Raw genomic sequence first — 21,494 nt, forward strand, 5'->3', positions numbered from 1 at the left:
AAGATCTACTTCTTTACCAGTCGGCCACTGTGCTAAAACCTCTTTTCTCATATTGAAAAACTCTTCGTCAGTCCATTTTTTATTTCTAAGTTCCAATCTGATTACCTCCTAATCTACATTAACCAAATATTTTTTCATTGTTCTTACCGCTTTGTCTGTTAACTACCTATTCATCTGGATGTGCTACTTCTGATAGTCCTATACCAGATAAAACTTATGTATAATTTAAAATAAAACATTCTTATAAAAGTTTGCCTTACATCGTTTTCATGAAAGATCTATTTAAATCTAAAGCTTTAGATCAGCCTTTAAATCTCCAATTGTTATTTCTGGAGATGTTCCTGGAGCATATACTTTATCAAATCCCATATCTTTAAACTTTTGATGAACATCTTCCCATTTTTGTTTTCCAACAACTAAGTTTCCACCAACATACATTAGTATTCCTTTTAAGCCTGCTTCATCACATTTTTCTCTTAATCCTCTACAATCTATCTCTCCATGTCCATATAATGATGAAACTATTATGGCGTCTGCATTAGTTTCTATTGCAGCATTTATAAAATCTTCTTGTGGTGAAAGAACTCCTATATTTACTACATTAAATCCTGCTTGTGTAAATGAATGTTCTAATATTTTATTTCCTACAGCATGACAGTCCGATCCAATTACACCTATTACTAAAGTTTTCATTATGAGACCTCCTAAAATTTACTTTTGATATTTTAATTCTATATATAAAGCCTTTGTCGAGTTATAATTTAGGCCATATAAAAGCCATCATATTATCTTGTGTCTACTTGTACATTTTTCGAAAATTCCATCATTTTAAAATTTTAAAAAGTAAATGGACTAATAGACCAATCCATTGTTCTTTTTTATAATAGCATAATAAAAAATACATATCAAATATTTTTTCAAATAATTCATTTTTCATAATTTTCAAATAAAATATATGTATTTTTATTCATATTTTTTATTTAACATTCATAGTCTGATATTCTACTATTTCGTAATTAATTGTGAAAATCTATAATTACTTACAAAATTCTATATTTATATACTAAGATATACAAGTGTATCTACTACACTATTCAAACAAGAATTTTATAAGCTCTGCATATATTTTCATATAGTCGAAAATATACCATGAATATTGCATTGCATAAAATTGCACATCCAAATTTACTTATACAATTATTTTATCTTGCTATTATACTTCATAATAATTTTAAATTAATTCTAATATAAACTGATGTATATTTAAATACTTTTCAATTTATAGATCCAATTTTAAAATTGGACTCATAACTTCACCTTAAATTACATAATAAAAAGTGCAGTACTTAAGTATATAGAACTCTTCTATAATACAAAATACCGCACTCTTTTTAAGCTTAACTTATAAATTCTTCACAAAGTTCTCTATTCTATCACATGCTTCTTTTAATTGTTCCATGCTGTAAGCATAGGAAATTCTCACATAGCCTTCTCCACCTACACCAAAGGCTAATCCCGGTACAGCAGCAACGCCTGCCTCCTTTAAGAGTCTTTCACAAAAATCTTCACTTTTCAAATTAAATTTCTTTATGGAAGGAAACATATAGAAAGCCCCCATTGGGATATTAGATTCAAATCCTATTTTAATTAGTCTGTCATATAAATAGTCTCTTCTCTTAATAAATTCCTTTTTCATACATTCTACATCTTCCATACAATTTTTAAGTCCTTCGTATGCTCCATATTGGACTATAGATGGTGCACAGGATACATTGTACTGATGAACCTTCATTATAGAGTTCATAAATTCTTCTGTAGCACATACATATCCTATTCTAAGTCCTGTCATGGAAAACATCTTTGAAAATCCACCAACCACTATTACTTTATCCTTTATATCATCAAATTGCGCTATAGAATAATACTCTTTTTCAAAATATAGTGCGCTATACATCTCATCACTTACAACAATAATCTCATTTTCACTTATTATTTTATGAAGTTTATCATTATCTTCTTTGGATAAAATAGCTCCTGTAGGATTAGATGGATAAGATAACACCATTACTTTAGGCTTTTCTTGTACTATTAACTTTTCCAATTCTTCAAAACCAATTGAAAAATCTTCTTTTAAATTATAATTTACAACATTACCACCTAACAGCTTTACACAACTTTCATAAGCTGGATAAGCTGGCGTTGGCACTAGAACCTTATCTGAAGGATCTATCAATGCCGCAAAAATATCCATTAACCCTTCACTGCCTCCTATTGTAATGCATATCTCATTTTCATTATAATTTATATGTTGAGTTTTTAAGTAGCTGGAAATCTCTTTTCTAAGTTCTATAATACCTGCATTTGATGTATATGTAGTTTTATTTTCATTTATTGCATTAATCATAGCTTCCTTAATTTTTTCAGGTACATTAAAATCTGGCTGACCTAAAGTTAATGAAATTGCATCAGGATACTTAGCTACCTTGTTGAAAAACTTTCTAATTCCTGAGATCTCTATACTTTGAACATTTCTAGAAATAATACTATTTATATTTTTCATTTTACAACTAGCTCCTTTCCATTACTTACGTTAAATCATACATTAATAATATTAAGTTTAATACTTTAACAATATAATATCATAAAACTATTTTTATAAACAGACTTCTTAGTTTTGTATAGAATCTAAACGCTCATGAAGTTATCCATTATTCTAAAGCACTTTTCGACTACTTTTTATGAATTATGCTATAATACAAATAGTCAAAATATTAGAATACCAGCAAAACTTTTAGATATAATTGAAAGGATGATTACTAAAATGAACCTTAATGATCTTTTAAAAATTGGAGAAAGCCATGTTGATGAATATATAGTCAAACCAGAAGATACAGCTGACTTTATTGGAAATAAAGGTGTGACTATGTTATCCACACCTGTTATGATCAAATTTATGGAAACTACAGCTACACTTTCAATAATTAATAATATACCTAAAAACTACAGGCCTGTTGGAACTAGAATTGATGTTAAACATATAAGTCCAACTCCTGTCAATACAAAGGTTACCGTAAAAGCAATATTAACATCAATCGAGGGTAGAAAGCTTTGTTATGATGTAGAAGCTTTCAGCGAGGAACGTAAAATAGGCTTTGGAGTATATGAGCAGCACGTAATTAACTTAGAAGATTTTTTAAATAAAAATGATAAATAGGAACTGGACCTTAGACTTCCAGTTCCTATCACTATCTATCATTATTTTAAATTAGTTTTTGATTCATAATATCTGTCAATCCCAAGCTTTCTATTCTGCTTTCAATTTCATTTTTATCAGTAGAATATAGTTTCATATCCTGCATTCGTTTAAAATACTCTGCTCCTGCAAAAGTATATCTGTTTCTTCTTCCTTTCTTTGACATCATCTTATAATTAGCATAAGATATAATATCACCAATAGCTGTTGCTTTTGGAAGAACTAATAATGGCATACCTAAAAGATATCTTACAGCATTATGCCCCGCTAAGCTTCCTGTGCATATAGCTTCTGTATGCCCTACAAAAAGACCACTCTTTTCTCCACCACAGAATAAGTTGCTTATACCTTTTACCTTCATATCATCAGTTCTTGGAGCTACGGATAAATATCTAATTGAATTACCTTTTCCTCCTGCATAAGGATCAATATATTTTGCATTCTCTAATCCTTTAATCTTTCTTAATTTATCCAGTGGATAATAAGAAGTCATAAGCTTTACATGCCCTGTATCAAGTAAAACCACGTTTTCAGCAAATTCTTTCAAGGCATACTGTTGGCATACTTTCGCTTTTAATTTATCCATATTTATATCTTCTGGAGGAACCTTTAGAACAACTGCTCCTTTTTCACTTAACTTTCTAACCAATTCTTCATCCAAACTCTCTTTACAGAGCTTACAAGAACCACTAAAAGCTCCATATATATCATCTTCTCTTTCTCCCTGAAGATCATCCACGCCAGCTCTCATACTAATACTTACTCTTGGTCCAAAAGCTGGACATCTCAATACACACATTGAGCAACCATTGCCATATCTTAAACAGTTACCCATAGGCCCAGTTGAACCTGTTGTTTCAATAAATACATCGCCTTCATCATAAGCTCCATCCGCTAAATATAACCCTATTATTCTATCTTCAGCTTTCTTTATATCTACTACCCTGGATAGCATTTTTAATTCTATTCCTATTTCTAGTAGATATTTTTTAACAGCAGGTTCTATTTTGTTGACATCATAAAGCCAAGCATGCTTATGTCCTGGGAAATCTATATTTTTATGCCTTGTGTTTTTGTCTGTTATATTAATTAAATCTCCTGCTCCAAGCGCTAGAAGTTCTTCAGCAGCAGTAAATCTCCCATTATTTCTCATTATCCCACCAACGTTACCCAGTCCTAAAATCATATCGGTTTTTTCATAGAGTGTAACTTCAGCTCCTGCTTTTTTTGCCGTTATCGCAGCAGCACAACCAGCCCATCCGCCACCGATTATAATAACCTTCATTAATAATCCTCCCTTTATAGTTGTTGCTTTCATCTTAAACTCTTCAATTCACAATATAAAAACTTTGTGACACAAAATTTTTATTAGAGGACAATTGACAGAGGACAGAGGACAGTGAAGGTGAGTTTTCTTCCTTACGTCAGAAAACTAATTGATTTTTGAGCTCGTTTCGCTAAGGCGAAACATCAGCTTATAATATAATTAAAGATTTTTCGTAGTGTAACGTAGAAAAATCCTCCTTCATTGTCCTCTGTCAATTGTCCTCTGTCCTCTAAAAAATGCTTCGCATTTTTTTATTTTAAATAAGTCTTCTTTCCTTAAATACATATTTAGGATCTATCTGAATTTTGCATAACTTCTTCACTACATGATTTTTATATCTAGTGCTGCATGTACCGCATACACCCTCTCCACAGCACATTTTTGAGTTGTTACAACAAGATACATCAATAGAATCACTTAAATAGTTTAATAATTTATAAATTAATATATCAGGCCCATCACAATGAACCAAATTTACATTTTCAACCTTTAATATTTGACCAATTATATTTTTAAATTCTTCCGAGAGCTCTCCTGCTTCTAACATATTACAATAAAATATTTCAGCATTACACATATCAAAATACTTCTTTCCCAAAAGCTCTTTGAAAGGAGTTTTATCTATTATTGCAATAACTTTGTTTCCATTTGAATATAATTTTTTTAATACTGGTACTAATGGTGCAATACCAATTCCCCTTGCTACTACAACCGAAATTCCTTCCTTTGCCTTATATACATTTTTCAATCCTAAAACTCCATTCCAAAATGGTCCTCTTATAAGTACGCTTTCGTCCTCTTTAAGCTTACAAATACTTTTTGTTTTTATTCCCTTTAGTTCAATGGCTACTTTCAAAGTATTTTCCTCAGTATCCGCTTCCATTATAGAAATAGGAGTATCATAATAGGCTGATGACTCAGGATTTCTCATAAATATTACACTACCAGGATATACTAAGTCACTCACTAAACTATGTGGGGCATTTATTGTAAGAACAAATAACTTATTTTCCAATATCTCTTTTTTCATTATCTTGCATTGATATTCTTTTCTTACATCTTTAGCTTTGTTATTATTTAATATATATTCTTGATACATGCACACTCCCTTCCAGTTAATACAATCGCAAAAGGTTTTTCCTGAAAGTTGTGAACATAGTATGCAATCTCCAGTTTCCGCCAAATGACAAGGACAATATATACTTCCAGCGTCAATACAATCCTTTATTTCATAACCCATTAAACTACCTCCTAATGCACTATACTATTAGATTATTTTTCGAGGTTATATTTTGTTACTGAAACTTATATTTTGTTGCTAAAAATGTGCTTTACCCCTTTAATTGATGAAATATATTTATTATAATTATACTTATTATAATAAATATGTTAATTTAAATTACTTAACTAAGGAGGTTCTACATATGAACTATAATTTGACCGATCCATATGAAATTGCCAGATATATAAAAGAAGCTAAAAAATCCACTCCTGTTAAAGTATATCTTAAAGGAGATATTTCAGATTGCAATCTAGGAAATATAGAAAGCTATAACGGTTCAGACTTTTATGTACTTTTTGGTGAGTCTGAAGAAGTTTCAAAATTTCTTGAAGATAACAAAGAAATGATTAAACAATTTAGAATGGAATATGACAGAAGAAATTCTGCAATACCTCTTATTGATGTAAGAAATATTGAAGCAAGAATTGAACCAGGCGCTATTATAAGAGATAAGGTTACAATAGGTAAAAATGCTGTTATAATGATGGGCGCTGTTGTAAATATAGGTGCTGAAATTGGCGAAGGTACAATGGTAGATATGAATGCTGTTGTTGGCGCAAGAGGTATGCTTGGTAAGAGAGTTCACCTTGGTGCTGGTGCAGTTGTTGCCGGTGTTTTAGAACCACCAAGCAAATCACCATGCGAAATAGGAGATGATGTTCTAATTGGTGCCAATGCTGTTATACTTGAAGGAGTAAAAATTGGAAAAGGTTCTGTTGTAGCTGCAGGTTCTGTTGTAACAGAAGATGTCCCTGAAGGAGTAGTTGTAGCAGGCACACCAGCTAAAATAATAAAGCAGGTTGATGAGAAAACGAAGGATAAAACTCAGATTCTTGAAGATTTAAGAAAATAAGTTAAGTTAATTTAAACAGTGAATAGTTTTTAATACCATTCACTGTTTATTTTTTAAGAAATCTGCTTTCCTGGTAGAGTTTCGCCTAAGTTATTTTCACTCTCCTTATGGCTATATTCCATATCTTCATCCATCTCAATACTGCTGCTTACCTCATTGCCATCTTCATCTTTATTTACTCTTTCCATTTTTGATATAGAAACTTCATATGCTATCTTTTTTATTACATCCTCTTCCGAAACCTTTTTTTGGTACTCTCTGCTTTGTAATCTTCCCCAAATTCTTATGTTATCACCAACTTTTAAAGTCTTACAGAATCTTGAGTTTCTGCCCCAAGCAATAGTTGGTATGTAGTCCGATTTGTTATAAGACCTATTTACTGCTAGAAGCATATCTGATATTTCTCTTCCAAAAGGAGTTGTCCTATAAACTGGTTGTTTACAAATAAAACCATCAAGAAATATCTGATTAGGATTTTTGCTTCTTTCCTCACAAGCACTAATATTTCTTGCAAAAACTGTTAATATTAGTCTATTAGCTCCATCTACAAATTTGTTATAAGATCTTAGTTGACCCTCAACTATAATTTGTGACCCAACTCTAATATCCATGCCACTTATTAGTCTTTCAGAAACCGTAATAAATAATGTATCCTTAGCATCACTTAGTCTCGGAACTTCGATATAAAAGGTGTAAAACCCTTCACCATACATCTCATGACTAAATTCTAGCTCCGAACTTACCTCTCCCTCAAGATAAATTTTATTATTCAACATTAAATTGTCCATCATAACCCCTCTTTCCCTTAGTTTTTGAATTATCTTATCAACATATAATTATTCAAAGAATACTGGAAATATACTTATTAAATTTTACTATATATACTGTTTTATGAAACTCCTCTTCATAAATTCAGAGGAGTAAGCGATTCACACAAAATCAGAGATTTTGGTTCTCTGCTTAGGTTAAAACCGTAAGCTTTTTTCCTTTAACTAAACTACTTATATCTTTTCCTTCAATAATGCTAATAGTTATTCCAACCATAGCTGCATATATCTCTTCTTCTCCGCTAAAACTTATATTAATTGGGACTTCTGCAGGTTCTAGTTTTCCAAATGCATTATAATTTAAGTCCCTCTGTAGACAATAGACAAAACTATTATTATCCTCCATACTCGAAACTGTAATTGTATTTTTACTGCCTAAACCATAAGTTATTATGTTTCCATATATATTAACATTCCTATTACTATTTACTAAATCCATGTTAACAAAGCAGTAACCTCCATTTAATAGCACATCTTTAATGCTACTATTTGAATTAAATATTACATAATCATAATAACTTTCTCTTTTTACAGCATATTTGGTAAAATACTTGCAATCAACCTCTAATGATTTGAGAAATTTCTGCAAATAGGAATTAAAACTTTTATTACCACCTATTATGGATACTGTTTTCATTTTCCTACCTCCTCAAAATAATTGATTAAAATTATTTTAAACAAGAGATAGTTTTTTATACTACTTTATTAGTTTGTATATAATATCTCCTTCCCAATTCGCTTTGATATTTCCATTATAATACAAATTTACACCAAGTTTCAATAACTCTTATATTAAACTAAGTAAAATATAGTATAAACAGCCTTAATTTGATATTTGTTTGCCTGAATAATCGATTTTATAATTATCCTTATAAATTAAATTTCCAATTTTTTCAAATTTATAACCTTCTCCTTGAAGTTTTTCTATGATTCTTGGCAAATTTCCTGGTGTATACTTCGCGTTATTGTGAAATAATAAAATGGAACCTGGCTTTGTATTTTTTATTATCCTATTATACTCTACGTCCGCCCCCTCTTCTCTCCAATCTATGCTATCAACATCCCATTGTATGCAATAATGTCCTGTTTCAGATGCAGTTTGTACCGACATATCATTGTATGATCCTTCTGGGAATCTGAAAAGCTTTGTACCTTCACCTGTAAGCTGTCTAATTTTTGCATCACTAATATCTATTTCCTGTATAATTCTTTCTCTTGATATTTTAGCCATGTCTGGATGTTTATTAGAATGATTTCCAATCTCATGTCCTCTCTTGTAAATTTCTTTTACCTTTTCTGGATTTTCGTCTATCCATCCTCCTACTAAGAAAAATGTTGCTTTAATATTATATTTGTCAAGTATATCTAGTATTTTATCTGTATTGTCATTTCCCCAGCTTACATCGAAACTTATAGCTATTTTTTTATCTTTTATATCAACACAATAAATGGGCAAATTCCTGCTCATTCTTATAAACGCCCCTCTTTCTTTATAGTTGATAAAAATAGATGTTATAATAGCTACAAAAAGCAAAAATAACACAAGTAAAATTTTTTTAGATAACCTAAACCTCAAAATTTTCCCTCCAAAATATAATTGTTCTTATAAATTTATATAGTATCATTTACTAACAATTATTACACAAATTAAATAAATTTCTTGTTAATATTTTTAGTGGTTAAGTTAACCTAATCTTCCTAAAACTCTACAGAATAAACTTATAATAAAAGTACAAACTATGACTACATTACATAGTTAAAGGAGGATTTTATATGGCATTAGGTCAATCTGGAAGTGGAAGAACACAATTAGTACCAGAAGCTCATTCTATATTGGATAACATGAAATATGAAATAGCTGAAGATTTAAATTTAGGAGTTCACCAAGGTTCTGAAGATTATTGGGGCGAGGTTTCATCAAGAAACTGTGGTAAAGTTGGCGGTGAAATGGTGAGAAGACTGATATCAATGGCAGAACAGAGCTTAGCTAACGGAAAATAACATATAAAAAATAAAGCACTGAAGAAATTCAGTGCTTTATTCATTTTCATACATTTTATGTTATAATATAAAATATAATTATTGTATAACTAATAATTTATCAGGAGGATAGATAATGTTTGAGGATACTGTAGAGCTAGCAGAAAACAAATTATTACTGCTTTACATACTTAATAAAATTAAACTGCCTATCTCGAATAATCATATAACACAGATTATTTTAGAAAATAATTTTATTAATTATTTTACTCTTCAGCAATATTTAACGGAACTTGTTTCTTCGAGTTTTATAAAGGATATAGACAACTCAGGTAATCACAGATTTATGATTACTGAAAAAGGAGCTAAAGTGTTGTCTTTATTTGAAAATAGGCTTTCTAATAGTAAAATAGATACTATAGATAACTATTTAAAAAATCACATAGAAAATATAAAAAAGGAAGTTGCTGTAACAGCCAACTATACAATAGAGGATAAGGATAACTATATAGTTAACTTAAAGGCACTAGAAAATGATTCTATACTCATCGATATAAAAATTAATGTAGGATCAAATAAACAAGCTAAGGATCTATGTCAAAAGTGGAAAAGCAATTCTTCAGAATTATATAATAAAATTATTAATTTATTGATAACCTAATAGCATGTTTATACTAAAATCATACCTGTAGGCTCTCCTCCTATAGGTATATATTTTTTGTTTCCACTTTCAATGTTTACATCTATTAATCTATTATTATAATTATCTCCTACGTATATACTTCTGCCATATTTCATTATTCCCCTTGGCATTCCACCCACAATTATCTTTTTATCTTCCTTATAGTGATTTATGTCTATAACACTTATGCTGCCCTCTCCGAAGTTAGATACAAGACAAGTCTTCTCATCACAATACATATCAATAGGTGAATTCCCTACAGTAATTCTATTAATAACCTTATAGTTCTTTAACGAAAGTACCGCTATACTTCCTCTAAAATCAGAACCTATATTACTTTCACATACAAGAGAATATTGTCCATCAACTGTAAATAAGGCTTTCGTAGGATATGCACCTACCCTTATATTTTTAATATTATCGCTATTAGCACAATCAATTATTGTTATGCTATCATCATACATATTTGATACTAGTAAAAGTTTCTTTTCCTTATTTAAGCATATACTATGTGGTAAACTTCCACAGGGGATTTCCTCTACTATTTTATTTTCTATAAGATCAAATACTATTAAACCATTAAGGTCACCACATATTATATATGCATTTTTTCTAAAAATAACTACATCATTACAGTGCACACCTATATAGTGGCTGCTTTCCTCTACTTCTTCTAATAAATTTATAATTGATATACTATTATTATAATTATTTGCTACTATAAGTTTGTCTTTATATAAACATATGCCATGTGGTCCAACTCTGTCATTTATATTATTTGACTTTAATATGATTCTACTTTCTTCTTCGAAATTATTTATGTTAACCTTTGAAATAAAATCTGAAGAAGTATTACATACATATAAATGCCTCAATTCTATCCCCCCCTTACAAATATAATATGAATATCTCTTAAAATAGGTAATAATAAATTTAGAAATTTTATTAGACATCTGAAAGAAAATAACAAGTCAAAGATGCAACAATGCAACAGATATTTTGAAGATACTTTATCTAAGATTTAAGAATATTTTTTAAATAAAACTATCTGTTGAGTAATATAGATGTTTTGTTATATAATATTTTTGTTAATCATAAATTTACTAATAATATTCAAGGCAGGTGATATTATGTATAGCTACAAAACTAGTGGAGTTTGTTCTAAAGAAATAAATTTTGATATATTAGATAACAAAATTACTAATGTTTCTTTTGTTGGAGGATGCAATGGTAACCTTCAAGGATTATCTAGTCTCTTAGAAGGATTAGAGGTTGAGGACGCTATTAAAAGATTAGAAGGTATATCCTGTGGCGGCAAGAACACATCTTGTCCTGATCAGTTTGTAAAAGCTCTTCAAGAAATGGTTGTAAAAAACAATTAAACTTATAATATCAAAGCATTAAAAAGTGCCTTAACTATGTAAAATAATTAAGGCACTTTTTTATATTTTATTATTAAAATGATTTCAGTATTTTTCTCATATCACCTATCATATATAATGAACCAGAAATTAACAATAGATCATCATCATTACAATATGAAAGAGCTAACTCATATGCATCTTTATAATTCTCTACCGCTTCACATTTTGTGTTATATTTTTGTATTACATTTTTAAGTTCTTCTGCACTCTCAGCTCTATAGCTGTTAGGTGTTACTGCTATAACTCTGTCCGCTAGTGGAACAATGGTATTTACCATGCTATCTACTTCTTTATCTGCTAATATTCCTAATATTAACGTCATCTTATTATATTTAAAATATAATTCAACATTTTCCTTGAGCTTTGAAATACCATCTATATTATGTGCTCCATCTATTATAACTAAAGGCTTGTTTCTAATAACTTCAAGTCTTCCTATCCATTTCACAGTCTTTAATCCATTAATAATGCTATCAATACTTATATTTGTTCCTTGCTTTATAAGTTCTTCTATAACAAAAACCGCTGTAGCACAATTTAATAATTGATGTTTACCTAGCAAAGCTAATTCTATATAATATGTACTCTCATTAGTCTGTAATTTAATATTTTGACTATACTTTGTACTCTGATTGTCTATTTTAATATTATTATCTTCTAAATACTCTACACAGTTGTTCGGAACCTTTATTAATTTACAACCTCTCTCAAAACATACCTTTTCTATAACTTCTTCCGCTTCCTTTTGCTGAGGATACATTATTACAGGCACGCCATTTTTTATTATTCCTGCTTTTTCATAAGCAATCTCCTCTAATGTATTACCTAATACTTGCATATGATCATAGCTTATAGATGCTATGACACTTGCTAGCACTCCCCCATCTTTATTAGAATAAAATGGCTCAATTACATTTGTAGAGTCTAATCTTCCGCCTAGTCCTACTTCAATTATTGCAAAATCTACGTTTTTCTTAGAGAAATAATAAAACATTGTACAAGTTATAATCTCAAATTCAGTTGGATGTTCATAGCCTAATTCTACAACTTTATTCACTGAATTTGACACCTCTGTAACAGCTTCACTTAATTCTTCTTTAGAAATATTTTCTCCATTTATTTGAATTCTTTCTTCAAAGACCTCAAGATAAGGTGAAGTATACATACCAACTTTATATCCAGCATCTACAAGTATTTGAGTAATCATAGCAGTAGTGGATCCTTTTCCATTAGTACCCGCCAAATGTATACATTTTAATTTTTTATGCGGATTCCCTAAAAATTCTAGTATCTTTTCTGTTTTACCTAATCCTAAGTTAACTCCAAACTTAGCCGTGTTTGTTATATATTGCATTGCTTCATCATAATTCATAGTATCACATCCCCATACTTTTTTATTAATTCTATCAAAGCTTTACAATTTCATCAATTAATTATACCATGATATATTATTATAAACTAATACTTAAATTTAATTTCAACTTAAATGAAACCTTTAATCTAAGCTTACTTATTTTCAAATAATAAAAAACTGCTGTAAGTTTCTTTTACAACAGTTTTAATAACACATTAAGTATTTTATTTGGACATAACTAAAAACATGTAAGAGTATGTAATTATATTATTCAACAGATTGCATAATGCAATCTATTCTTTGCATTTCAAATTCTATTATAGATTTTTGTTCCAGCCTTAGCTGTTCTCTCTCATTTATACGATTTTTTAATTGCTCTATTTCTTTCATTAACTGCTGGATTTGCATTTGATACCCAGTAACAGAATCCTCTGTTTTTTTAGAGAACTCCTTCAAATGATTATTGAGTATATTTGCTCTACTTTCACCATCTCTTAGGATCAAATCTATATCCTTTCCTGATGCTTTTATTATATTTATAACTGATTGCTTTCTAACCTCTCTCGGAAGGTTTCCTGGTAATGCTTTAAAAAATTCATCTATTACAAATACTGTTTTAGTACTATCATTTTCTAATGAAAACTTACCGTAAATTTCTTCGATACTTAAGACCTTGTTAATATCTATATTTCTATCCATATATGTATTTCCTACTTTTTTATTATCATTAACTAGGGTATTTGTAGCTTTTACGTTAAAATTATTAGAGTTTTCTATGTGATCTTCATTTTTTTCATTTTCATCTTGCTGATTAGACTCTTCTATGGATGCTGCCTCTTCATTTAGCTCTGTTTCGTTTTCTCCATCTATCTTTTCAACTAACTTAAGCTTTTCAAATATAGATTTCTTAGCTACCATTTGTTTACCCCCTTATCCATGACCTATAAATTATATTATCATGATTGGCATAATAATACAAGATATAATTTAAGGTTGACAATTGCCTAAAACCCATAAAAAATTATCTAAATACACCAGAAATAACTCCCATAATAATACATAATGTACTTTCCACAAAATATTTACACTTGTCAGTAAGTCTAAAGTTTTTTACTGCTAGTTTTTTATCTAATACAAAGATTATGCATTCACATATGAGAAGGGTGACTACAAAAATTATAGCTGCCCTTAGATATATATTCATGGGACATCCAGCCTTTCATTTAATATTTATTTAAGAAGAACTAATCTAAACCTTTACAAAAATCTCCATTAATCACAGTAACATGTAAATTGCTGTATAAATTTATCACATTGTATCTCTAAAATTCTGATTTCTTTATAATATTCGTATGAATTTTTTCGTACTTTAATTCATTTTTAAATTGATTTAAATTTTATTTAAATATTAATTTATTTTCTTTCCTGTTTTCAAAAATGTTCTAATAGTTAAATAGAAAAACCTTTATGACATAAATAAATCATAAAGGTTTTCCTTAATTCTAATTTGTAATTACTTTAAACTTTCTAGTCTAGCGATTACCGCTGTAAGCATTTCTTTATACTTGTCACCCTTAGCTTTTTCTTCGTCTACAACTGCTTGTGGTGCCTTTGATACGAATTTTTCATTTGAAAGCTTTTTCTCTACTCTATCTATTTCTTTTTCTAGTTTTTCTTTTTCTTTATTTAATCTTTCAAGTTCTTTTTCAAGGTCTACTAAATCAAGTAAAGGCATAAACATTTCTGCTCCTCTTGTAACCACTGAAACTGCATTTTCTGGAGCCTCTTCTTTGCTGTTTAAGAATTCTACCTCACTTGCTGAAGCAAGCTTTTGGAAATAAGTTTCTCCGCTCTTGAAAGCTTCTAATGCTTCATTTTCAGTTACGAAGGCCATTACTTTAGCTTTTCTTGAAGGTGGAACGTTCATTTCAGTTCTTACGTTTCTTAATGACTTAATAGCTTCTATTATATATTCCATATCTTTTTCAGCTTTTTCATCATTAAGTGCTTCATCATATTCTGGCCATTTTGATATAACTATTGATTCAAACTCAGTGTAAAGGTGAGTATATATCTCTTCTGTTATAAATGGCATTATTGGGTGTAGTAATTGTAAGCTTGTTGATAAAACTTTATTTAATACGTTAAATGCAACACCCTTAGCTTCTTCATCTTCACCATACATTACTGGTTTTACAAGCTCTATATACCAGTCGCAGAATTCCCCCCAAATAAAGTCATAAACCTTTTGTGAAGCTATTCCAAGTTCAAATTTTTCTATATTATCTGTTACTTCTTTTACCACTGTGTTCATTCTTGATAGTATCCACTTATCAGCAGCACTGTAGTTCTTGCACTCCTTGTATTTGTTCATAACTTCTTCATCTATATTCATTAGAACGAATCTTGAAGCATTCCAAATCTTATTCGCAAAGTTTCTAGCAGCTTCTACTCTTTCAGGATAGTATCTTATATCATTTCCTGGAGCATTTCCTGTTGTAAGTGCAAATCTTAAAGCATCAGCACCAAATTGCTCAATTACTTCTAATGGATCTACGCCATTACCTAAAGATTTAGACATTTTCTTTCCGTTTGCGTCTCTTACTATACCGTGAATTAATACATTTTCAAACGGAATATCATCCATACAGTATAATCCTGAGAATACCATTCTAGCTACCCAGAAGAATATTATATCGTATCCTGTAACTAATGTACTATTTGGATAGAAATACTTTAAGTCTGGTGTTTTATCTGGCCAGCCCATTGTTGAGAAAGGCCATAATGCTGAACTAAACCAAGTATCTAATACGTCATTGTCTTGTTGTAATTTTTCTGAATTACACTTAGTACATTTTGTTGGTTCATCTACAGAAGCTATAACCTCACCACAGTCTTGACAGTACCAAACAGGAATTCTATGACCCCACCATAATTGTCTTGATATACACCAGTCTTGAATGTTTTCCATCCAGTTAAAATAAGTTTTTTCAAATCTTTCTGGTACAAACTTAATCTTCTTAGTTTTTACAACTTCTAAAGCTGGTTTTGCTAGTGTTTCCATCTTTACAAACCATTGTTTTGAAACCATTGGCTCTATAACAGTACTACATCTATCATGTGTTCCTACATTATGAGCATGGTCTTTTATTTGAACTAAGAAGCCTTGTTCTTTTAAATCTTCAACTATAAGCTTTCTAGCTTCATATCTATCTAATCCATCATATCTGCTACCTGGGAAGTTTATTCTTCCATCTAAATGCATAACAATTATTTCTGGTAGGTTGTGTCTCTTTCCTACTTGATAGTCATTTGGATCGTGAGCTGGAGTTATTTTAACCGCTCCTGTACCAAATTCTAAATCAACATAATCATCTGCTACTATAGGAATTTCTCTGTTTACTAATGGAAGCATTAAAGTTTTTCCTATTAAATGAGCATATCTTTCATCATTAGGGTTTACTGCAACAGCAGTATCTCCAAGCATTGTTTCTGGTCTTGTAGTAGCTATTTCTAAATACTCATCGCTTCCTACAACTGGGTATTTAATATGCCAAAAATGTCCGTCTTGTTCACTGTACTCTATTTCAGCATCTGATATAGCTGTTTGGCATTTTGGACACCAGTTTGTTATTCTGTTTCCTTGATATATTAAACCTTCATTATATAATTTAACAAAGAAGTGTCTAACTGCTTTATTCGCTTTCTCTTCCATAGTAAAACATTCTCTTGTAGAGTCTACAGAACATCCTAACTGTTTTACTTGGTCCATTATTCTGCCTCTGTATTCATTTGCCCAGTCCCAAACTTTTTCTAAGAAAGCTTCTCTTCCCATTTCTTTCTTTTTAAGACCTTGCTTTAGAAGCTCATTTTCAACCTTAACTTCTGTAGCTATACTTGCATGGTCTTGTCCTGGCAGCCATAAAGTACTGTAACCTTGCATTCTTTTAGTTCTTATGATTATATCTTGGATAGTATCGTCTAGTGCATGACCTAAGTGAAGCTTTCCTGTAATATTTGGTGGAGGTAATACTATTGTATATGGAGTTTTATTTTCATCTATCTCTGGAGTAAAATAGCCTTTCTCCTCCCAATTTTTATAGATTCTGCCTTCAAATTCTTTTGGGCTATAAGTTGTTGCCATTTCTCTTTTTTCTGACATTCTAATTCCTCCTTAGATTTTTATATATTTTTGTATCTTGCCATTATATAATCATCAGCATATTTGCCATCTTTAATAGCAGCATACTTTTTTATTCCCTCAATTTCAAATCCAAAATTTTTATAAACCTTTATAGCTTTTTCGTTATCAGTAAATACGCCTAATTCTATTCTAATTAACATAAGCCAATTATCAGCTAAGTCAAGTATTTCTGACATAAGCTTTTTTCCTATTCCCATACCTTGGTAAGCTTTGTGAACCATAATACCTAAGGTTGCAGTGTGCTTTGTTCTTGGATTACTACTTACATTTAATCCTATAATTCCAACTACTTTTTTAATTCCATTTTCCTGAACCTCAGCTACAAGTAAGTGGTCATTTCTACCTAAGCCTTCTATGAAAGCCTTTGATTGATGAAAACTTTCACTTGTTATGCCTAGTATATTTTCTCTTACGCCATCCATACGTCTTATTTCATTAATATCTTCATAATCCCCCAATTTTACTGGTCTAATAACCATATCCATGCCTATCCCTCCCCTATATTTTTCCCCTTACCATAAGCTTTACCAAGTTTATCTATTTGTAAAACAAAAAGAGGTTTTCCATCCATAAAAGGACGAAAAAACCTCGCGTTACCACCTTTTTTCCTGCAAAATTACAGGCTCTTAATACAAATAACGGTTAAGAAAACCGTCTTTACCTACTATAAATTCAGCAAAGAAGCTCCGAAGCTACATTCAAAGTAATCCGCATAGAAAGCCTTTCAGCTAATAAGCTTTCCTCTCTTAATACTTTTCTTACCTTTACTCCTCTTCATCATAGCAAATTAAATCCCTATATTTAACTTTTAAATAATATTATATCCTTATTTGCTCTACTGTCAAGTATATTTATATAAATTTATAATATTTTTCCCACAAAAATGTGAAATATTCTTTATACTTCTCTATTGTACTATATACTAAATCGCTCTGAGGTTTCATAAAACTTTTTAGCTTGCTTTATATTTCCATCTTTCTCATAAATCGTTCCAATTATATAATACACTTCTGAACATAATGGATCTATAGATAAAGCCTTTTTCAAAATATCATAAGCCTCTTTATTTCTTCCTAGTTCGATCAATTCTCTACTGTTCTTTAAGTAATCATCTAAAGCTTTAGTATTATTATTATTAAAAATTTCATTTAATACTGATTTAATCTTTTCCGCAGTAAAAGGTTTTTGCAAATATACCACAGCACCAAGTTTTGTGCACTCTACTGCATTTTTGATTGTAGCAAATGCAGTCATAATTACTACAGGAATATTAATACCTATTTCTCTCATTTTCTTCAAAACTGTAGTTCCACTTATTTCTGGCATTTTTATATCTAAAAAAGCCAAATCAAACTTTTCGATATTTAATAGTTCAATTGCCTCTTGCCCATTTTTAGCTGTGATAACTTCATAATCATTTATTTCAAGACATGTAGTTAGTAGCGTTCTTATGTTTTTTGTATCATCAACCACTAATACTTTTTTCATTCAAATTAACCTCCATATCTAACTAATTTGCTACAGGAATAGCAAAGGTAAAAGTGCTTCCTACATCTAATTTACTTTCACACCAAATTTGCCCGCCGTGAGTTTCTACAATCTCTTTAGCAATAGCTAAACCTAACCCACTACCTCTCATTTCTAAATCGCTGCCTTTTACTTGAACAAACTTATTAAATATTCTCTTCTGATATTCAGCAGGTATCCCTACTCCTGTATCAATAACTGATACAAATATTTTATTACCTTCAGCAAATGCCTTTACTAAGATTTCATCTCCTGCATTTACGTATTTTAATGCATTTGACACCAGATTATTTAACACCCAGGATATTTTATCTGGATCTACTAATATTTTAGGAAGCTTTTCACTTGCTTCATAATATAAATTTACTTCCTTATCTACAGCTTGGTCATTAAATCTTTTAATACAATTTTCTATTATTCCAATTATAGAACAGGATTTTATATTAAATAACGCCTTATCTGACTCAATTTTAGAAAGCTGAAGTAACTCGTTTACAAGGCTAGAAAGCCTTTCCCCATCTTCTCTTATTGTTTTTATAATGCTTTCCTGTTTTTCACTCAAAGATCCTATTTTTTTATCTGCAACCAAGCTTAATCCCATCATTATTGAAGTTAAAGGTGTTTTTAATTCATGCGATATAGTAGCCATAAAGTCTGATTTTATTTTCTCAATTTGTTTCAACTTAGTAACATTCTGGAATAATACAACTATTCCATATATATTTAAATTTCTATCTTCTATAGCCGTAGCAATAATATTAAAGTAATAATCTTTTTCCCTTATCTTTAAATTCATTATTTTTTCTGCCCTTTTTTCATGTTCTTCTCCATAAACACTGGATATATATTCGTATAATTCTCTATTATTTATGCTTTCCAAAAAGTGTTTATTCAAAGCATCAATTTCTTTTATACCAAATATGTCTTCACAAGCATCGTTTAATAGAATAACCTTACAATCTGTATCTAAAACAATTAAAGGGTCAGAAATACTTTTTACAATGGCAAGTGACTTATTCTTTTCTTCTAATAATTTACCTTTACTGCTATATTCAAACTGTTGAAGTCTTTTGGTCATTTTATTAAATTCGTGAGCTAAAAGACCTACTTCATCAGTTGAAACTACAGGTATCTCCTGATGCAGATATCCTTCCTTAACAGACTTTACACATTCCGTAAGAATGTATACTGGCTTTAAAAATCTATTAATGAAGAATGTTGAAATAAAAAAACCTCCTACTACAGCCACTGTAGATAGTCCTAAGATTATATACATTGTTGCTATTGTGTCATTAGTTACATTATTTTTCCCATTAAACATTGCTTTTTCATTTAAAGAGGATAAACCTTTTAATTCATTTTTTAAGTCAGTATATTGAGCACTAACTTTCTTGTTATAAAAATCAAGAGCTTTATCTTTTCCCTGATTATTTTTAATTTCCTGTATATCAGAAAATAATGTCATATATTTAATATACTCATCATTAATTTTAGTTACGTAGTCTCTCTCCCCTATTTCTGTTATATTATTAGCTTCTATGTTATACCATTTATAAAACTCATCACTATTTTTATAAAATAAATTAGTTCCTATTTGTTCATTATTATTAAGATAACTTAAAATAGCTATGTTTTGTCCATCAATGGCTTCAATCATGTTATTAACTGTATTTATACTCTTGTAATTATTAACCATTAATCCATCTATTGACTTACTTAATATATGAAAACTAATTACTGAAGTAAATCCTACAACAGCAATCATTAATACAAGACAAATATATACCGCTGAAATTTTACCTTTAAGTGTTCTTATCATATTTCCCTCCGTTACGATACTCTACATTTATTCCTCAGTATAAGATTATCGGCAACTAACGTCAATTAGTTAAGCTAACACTAAAACGAGAAAACATCAAATATACCTGTAAGTTAAGCAATTAATTAAGCTAGATCCTATTTAATAACAAGGAAAATCTAAAAATGGACGATTTTCAAGATTTCAACTAAAAATAACTCTAGACCATCTAGAGTTATTTTAGTTCTAATTTTTTATTTTGTATTTAATAATGTTGCTATTTCAAGATTTACCTTAAGAACGTTAACTCTAGGCTCACCAAAAATCCCCAAAGCTCTTTCTTCTGTATATTTGTTAACTATATTTTGAAGCTCTGCTTCGCTTATACCTGTAGCTTTTGAAACCGCAGGTATTTGTATCTTTGCTGATTCGGGGCTTATATTTGGATCAAGTCCTGACCCTGAGCTTGTAAGCAAATCTGTTGGTATATCTTCTTTCTTCACGCTAGGATGGGATTTTAAAAACTCATCTATATCTTTTTGTACTCTATCAGTTAAAGCTTTATTTGATGGAGCAAGATTTTGCGAACCTGAGCTTACACCAGTATATGAAACTTTACCATTCTTATCGGGTTTGGTATCTGCTTCAGTATAGGTATTATAATTAACTGCTGAAATTCTTCCATGGAAAAACCTTGGATCAGTAAAACTTTGGCCAATTAGCTCTGAACCAACTTCTTTTCCATTGACAAATATCATACTTCCATTAGCTTTTTTATTAAAAACAAGTTGGCTTATTCCTGTCATAGCTAAAGGATATATTATTCCACATAAGATCAACAATACAACACTTATAAGAATTGATCTCTTTAATGTTTTCATGGTTTTAATCTCCTTCGATAAAATATATTTATACAAATATTTTATTAAGGAAACAGGCTCAGAATTGGTGTGGATAATTCCTCCCCTGAATCCTTAAAACAA

21 protein-coding genes and 1 other annotated feature are annotated in these 21,494 nt (G+C 30.0%); of the genes, 5 read left to right on the forward strand and 16 right to left on the reverse strand.

Translation table 11 applies throughout. The features are described 5' to 3' along the window. Positions 1–288: 288 nt before the first annotated feature. Together glmS and I6U51_RS13370 are read right to left on the reverse strand one after the other, a co-directional pair. On the reverse strand, positions 289–693 hold the full coding sequence (gene glmS / locus I6U51_RS13365; RefSeq protein ID WP_211143119.1) for a methylaspartate mutase subunit S: 405 nt from the start codon (positions 691–693) through the stop codon (positions 289–291). 709 nt (positions 694–1,402) lie between these two features. Beyond that, on the reverse strand, positions 1,403–2,560 hold the full coding sequence (locus I6U51_RS13370; RefSeq protein WP_211143120.1) for a pyridoxal phosphate-dependent aminotransferase: 1,158 nt from the start codon (positions 2,558–2,560) through the stop codon (positions 1,403–1,405). 261 nt (positions 2,561–2,821) lie between these two features. Here I6U51_RS13370 and I6U51_RS13375 point away from each other — a divergent pair, with 261 nt between their 5' ends. Further along, a complete protein-coding gene (locus tag I6U51_RS13375; RefSeq protein ID WP_211143121.1) occupies positions 2,822–3,214 on the forward strand; it encodes a thioesterase family protein in 393 nt (130 codons plus the stop codon). A gap of 46 nt (positions 3,215–3,260) precedes the next feature. Here the strand turns inward: I6U51_RS13375 and I6U51_RS13380 are convergent, their stop codons facing one another. Both I6U51_RS13380 and I6U51_RS13385 read right to left on the reverse strand, forming a co-directional pair. Then, positions 3,261–4,571, reverse strand: a complete 1,311-nt coding sequence (locus tag I6U51_RS13380) for an FAD-dependent oxidoreductase (RefSeq protein WP_211143122.1) — start codon at positions 4,569–4,571, stop codon at positions 3,261–3,263. A 265-nt stretch (positions 4,572–4,836) separates the two neighbouring features. Continuing rightward, the gene (locus I6U51_RS13385; protein WP_211143123.1) at positions 4,837–5,820 is read right to left on the reverse strand and encodes a sulfide/dihydroorotate dehydrogenase-like FAD/NAD-binding protein; all 984 of its coding nucleotides are present in this window, start codon (positions 5,818–5,820) and stop codon (positions 4,837–4,839) included. 184 nt (positions 5,821–6,004) lie between these two features. Between I6U51_RS13385 and dapD the strand changes: the two genes are divergently transcribed. Further along, complete coding sequence (gene dapD, locus I6U51_RS13390; protein WP_211143124.1) at positions 6,005–6,715, forward strand: 2,3,4,5-tetrahydropyridine-2,6-dicarboxylate N-acetyltransferase; 711 nt, start codon at positions 6,005–6,007, stop codon at positions 6,713–6,715. 53 nt (positions 6,716–6,768) lie between these two features. Here the strand turns inward: dapD and I6U51_RS13395 are convergent, their stop codons facing one another. From I6U51_RS13395 to pdaB, 3 genes are all read right to left on the reverse strand, one after another. After that, positions 6,769–7,503: a single-stranded DNA-binding protein gene (locus I6U51_RS13395; RefSeq protein WP_211143125.1), complete on the reverse strand. Its 735-nt coding sequence runs from the start codon at positions 7,501–7,503 to the stop codon at positions 6,769–6,771. A gap of 172 nt (positions 7,504–7,675) precedes the next feature. Beyond that, the gene (locus tag I6U51_RS13400) at positions 7,676–8,179 is read right to left on the reverse strand and encodes a hypothetical protein (RefSeq protein ID WP_211143126.1); all 504 of its coding nucleotides are present in this window, start codon (positions 8,177–8,179) and stop codon (positions 7,676–7,678) included. A gap of 186 nt (positions 8,180–8,365) precedes the next feature. Next, positions 8,366–9,118 carry a polysaccharide deacetylase family sporulation protein PdaB gene (gene pdaB / locus I6U51_RS13405; protein WP_211143127.1) on the reverse strand — a complete coding sequence of 251 codons (753 nt, stop codon included), beginning with the start codon at positions 9,116–9,118 and terminating at the stop codon, positions 8,366–8,368. A 197-nt stretch (positions 9,119–9,315) separates the two neighbouring features. Between pdaB and I6U51_RS13410 the strand changes: the two genes are divergently transcribed. Both I6U51_RS13410 and I6U51_RS13415 read left to right on the forward strand, forming a co-directional pair. Beyond that, the gene (locus I6U51_RS13410; protein ID WP_211143128.1) at positions 9,316–9,543 is read left to right on the forward strand and encodes an alpha/beta-type small acid-soluble spore protein; all 228 of its coding nucleotides are present in this window, start codon (positions 9,316–9,318) and stop codon (positions 9,541–9,543) included. A gap of 115 nt (positions 9,544–9,658) precedes the next feature. Beyond that, a complete protein-coding gene (locus I6U51_RS13415; RefSeq protein ID WP_211143129.1) occupies positions 9,659–10,183 on the forward strand; it encodes a DUF4364 family protein in 525 nt (174 codons plus the stop codon). Positions 10,184–10,191: 8 nt separating this feature from the next. Here I6U51_RS13415 and I6U51_RS13420 read toward each other — a convergent pair whose 3' ends face one another. After that, on the reverse strand, positions 10,192–11,079 hold the full coding sequence (locus tag I6U51_RS13420; RefSeq protein ID WP_211143130.1) for a YncE family protein: 888 nt from the start codon (positions 11,077–11,079) through the stop codon (positions 10,192–10,194). 255 nt (positions 11,080–11,334) lie between these two features. Here I6U51_RS13420 and I6U51_RS13425 point away from each other — a divergent pair, with 255 nt between their 5' ends. Continuing rightward, positions 11,335–11,586: a TIGR03905 family TSCPD domain-containing protein gene (locus I6U51_RS13425; RefSeq protein ID WP_211143131.1), complete on the forward strand. Its 252-nt coding sequence runs from the start codon at positions 11,335–11,337 to the stop codon at positions 11,584–11,586. A 73-nt stretch (positions 11,587–11,659) separates the two neighbouring features. On the opposite strand, the gene I6U51_RS13430 is transcribed toward I6U51_RS13425, so the two are convergent. The 8 genes from I6U51_RS13430 to I6U51_RS13465 form a co-directional block, all read right to left on the reverse strand. Next, the gene (locus I6U51_RS13430) at positions 11,660–13,000 is read right to left on the reverse strand and encodes a bifunctional folylpolyglutamate synthase/dihydrofolate synthase (protein ID WP_211143132.1); all 1,341 of its coding nucleotides are present in this window, start codon (positions 12,998–13,000) and stop codon (positions 11,660–11,662) included. Between the two features lie 249 nt (positions 13,001–13,249). Beyond that, complete coding sequence (locus tag I6U51_RS13435; protein ID WP_211143133.1) at positions 13,250–13,900, reverse strand: hypothetical protein; 651 nt, start codon at positions 13,898–13,900, stop codon at positions 13,250–13,252. 103 nt (positions 13,901–14,003) lie between these two features. Beyond that, positions 14,004–14,186, reverse strand: coding sequence for a hypothetical protein (locus I6U51_RS13440; RefSeq protein ID WP_211143134.1), 183 nt, complete (start codon positions 14,184–14,186; stop codon positions 14,004–14,006). Positions 14,187–14,495: 309 nt separating this feature from the next. Further along, the gene (locus I6U51_RS13445) at positions 14,496–17,144 is read right to left on the reverse strand and encodes a valine--tRNA ligase (RefSeq protein WP_211143135.1); all 2,649 of its coding nucleotides are present in this window, start codon (positions 17,142–17,144) and stop codon (positions 14,496–14,498) included. Between the two features lie 20 nt (positions 17,145–17,164). Continuing rightward, positions 17,165–17,671 (reverse strand): GNAT family N-acetyltransferase, encoded by a 507-nt coding sequence (locus I6U51_RS13450; RefSeq protein WP_211143136.1) that lies wholly within the window; start codon positions 17,669–17,671, stop codon positions 17,165–17,167. Between the two features lie 85 nt (positions 17,672–17,756). Beyond that, positions 17,757–17,976: a binding site (T-box leader), on the reverse strand. A 125-nt stretch (positions 17,977–18,101) separates the two neighbouring features. Beyond that, positions 18,102–18,674: a response regulator gene (locus tag I6U51_RS13455; RefSeq protein WP_211143137.1), complete on the reverse strand. Its 573-nt coding sequence runs from the start codon at positions 18,672–18,674 to the stop codon at positions 18,102–18,104. 22 nt (positions 18,675–18,696) lie between these two features. After that, positions 18,697–20,532 carry a HAMP domain-containing sensor histidine kinase gene (locus tag I6U51_RS13460; RefSeq protein ID WP_211143138.1) on the reverse strand — a complete coding sequence of 612 codons (1,836 nt, stop codon included), beginning with the start codon at positions 20,530–20,532 and terminating at the stop codon, positions 18,697–18,699. 233 nt (positions 20,533–20,765) lie between these two features. Next, a complete protein-coding gene (locus I6U51_RS13465) occupies positions 20,766–21,392 on the reverse strand; it encodes a K(+)-transporting ATPase subunit C (protein WP_211143139.1) in 627 nt (208 codons plus the stop codon). Positions 21,393–21,494 lie beyond the last annotated feature (102 nt).

The sequence above is a fragment of the Clostridium aciditolerans genome, assembly GCF_016316925.1.
Classification (GTDB): Bacteria; Bacillota; Clostridia; order Clostridiales; family Clostridiaceae; genus Clostridium_AM; species Clostridium_AM aciditolerans.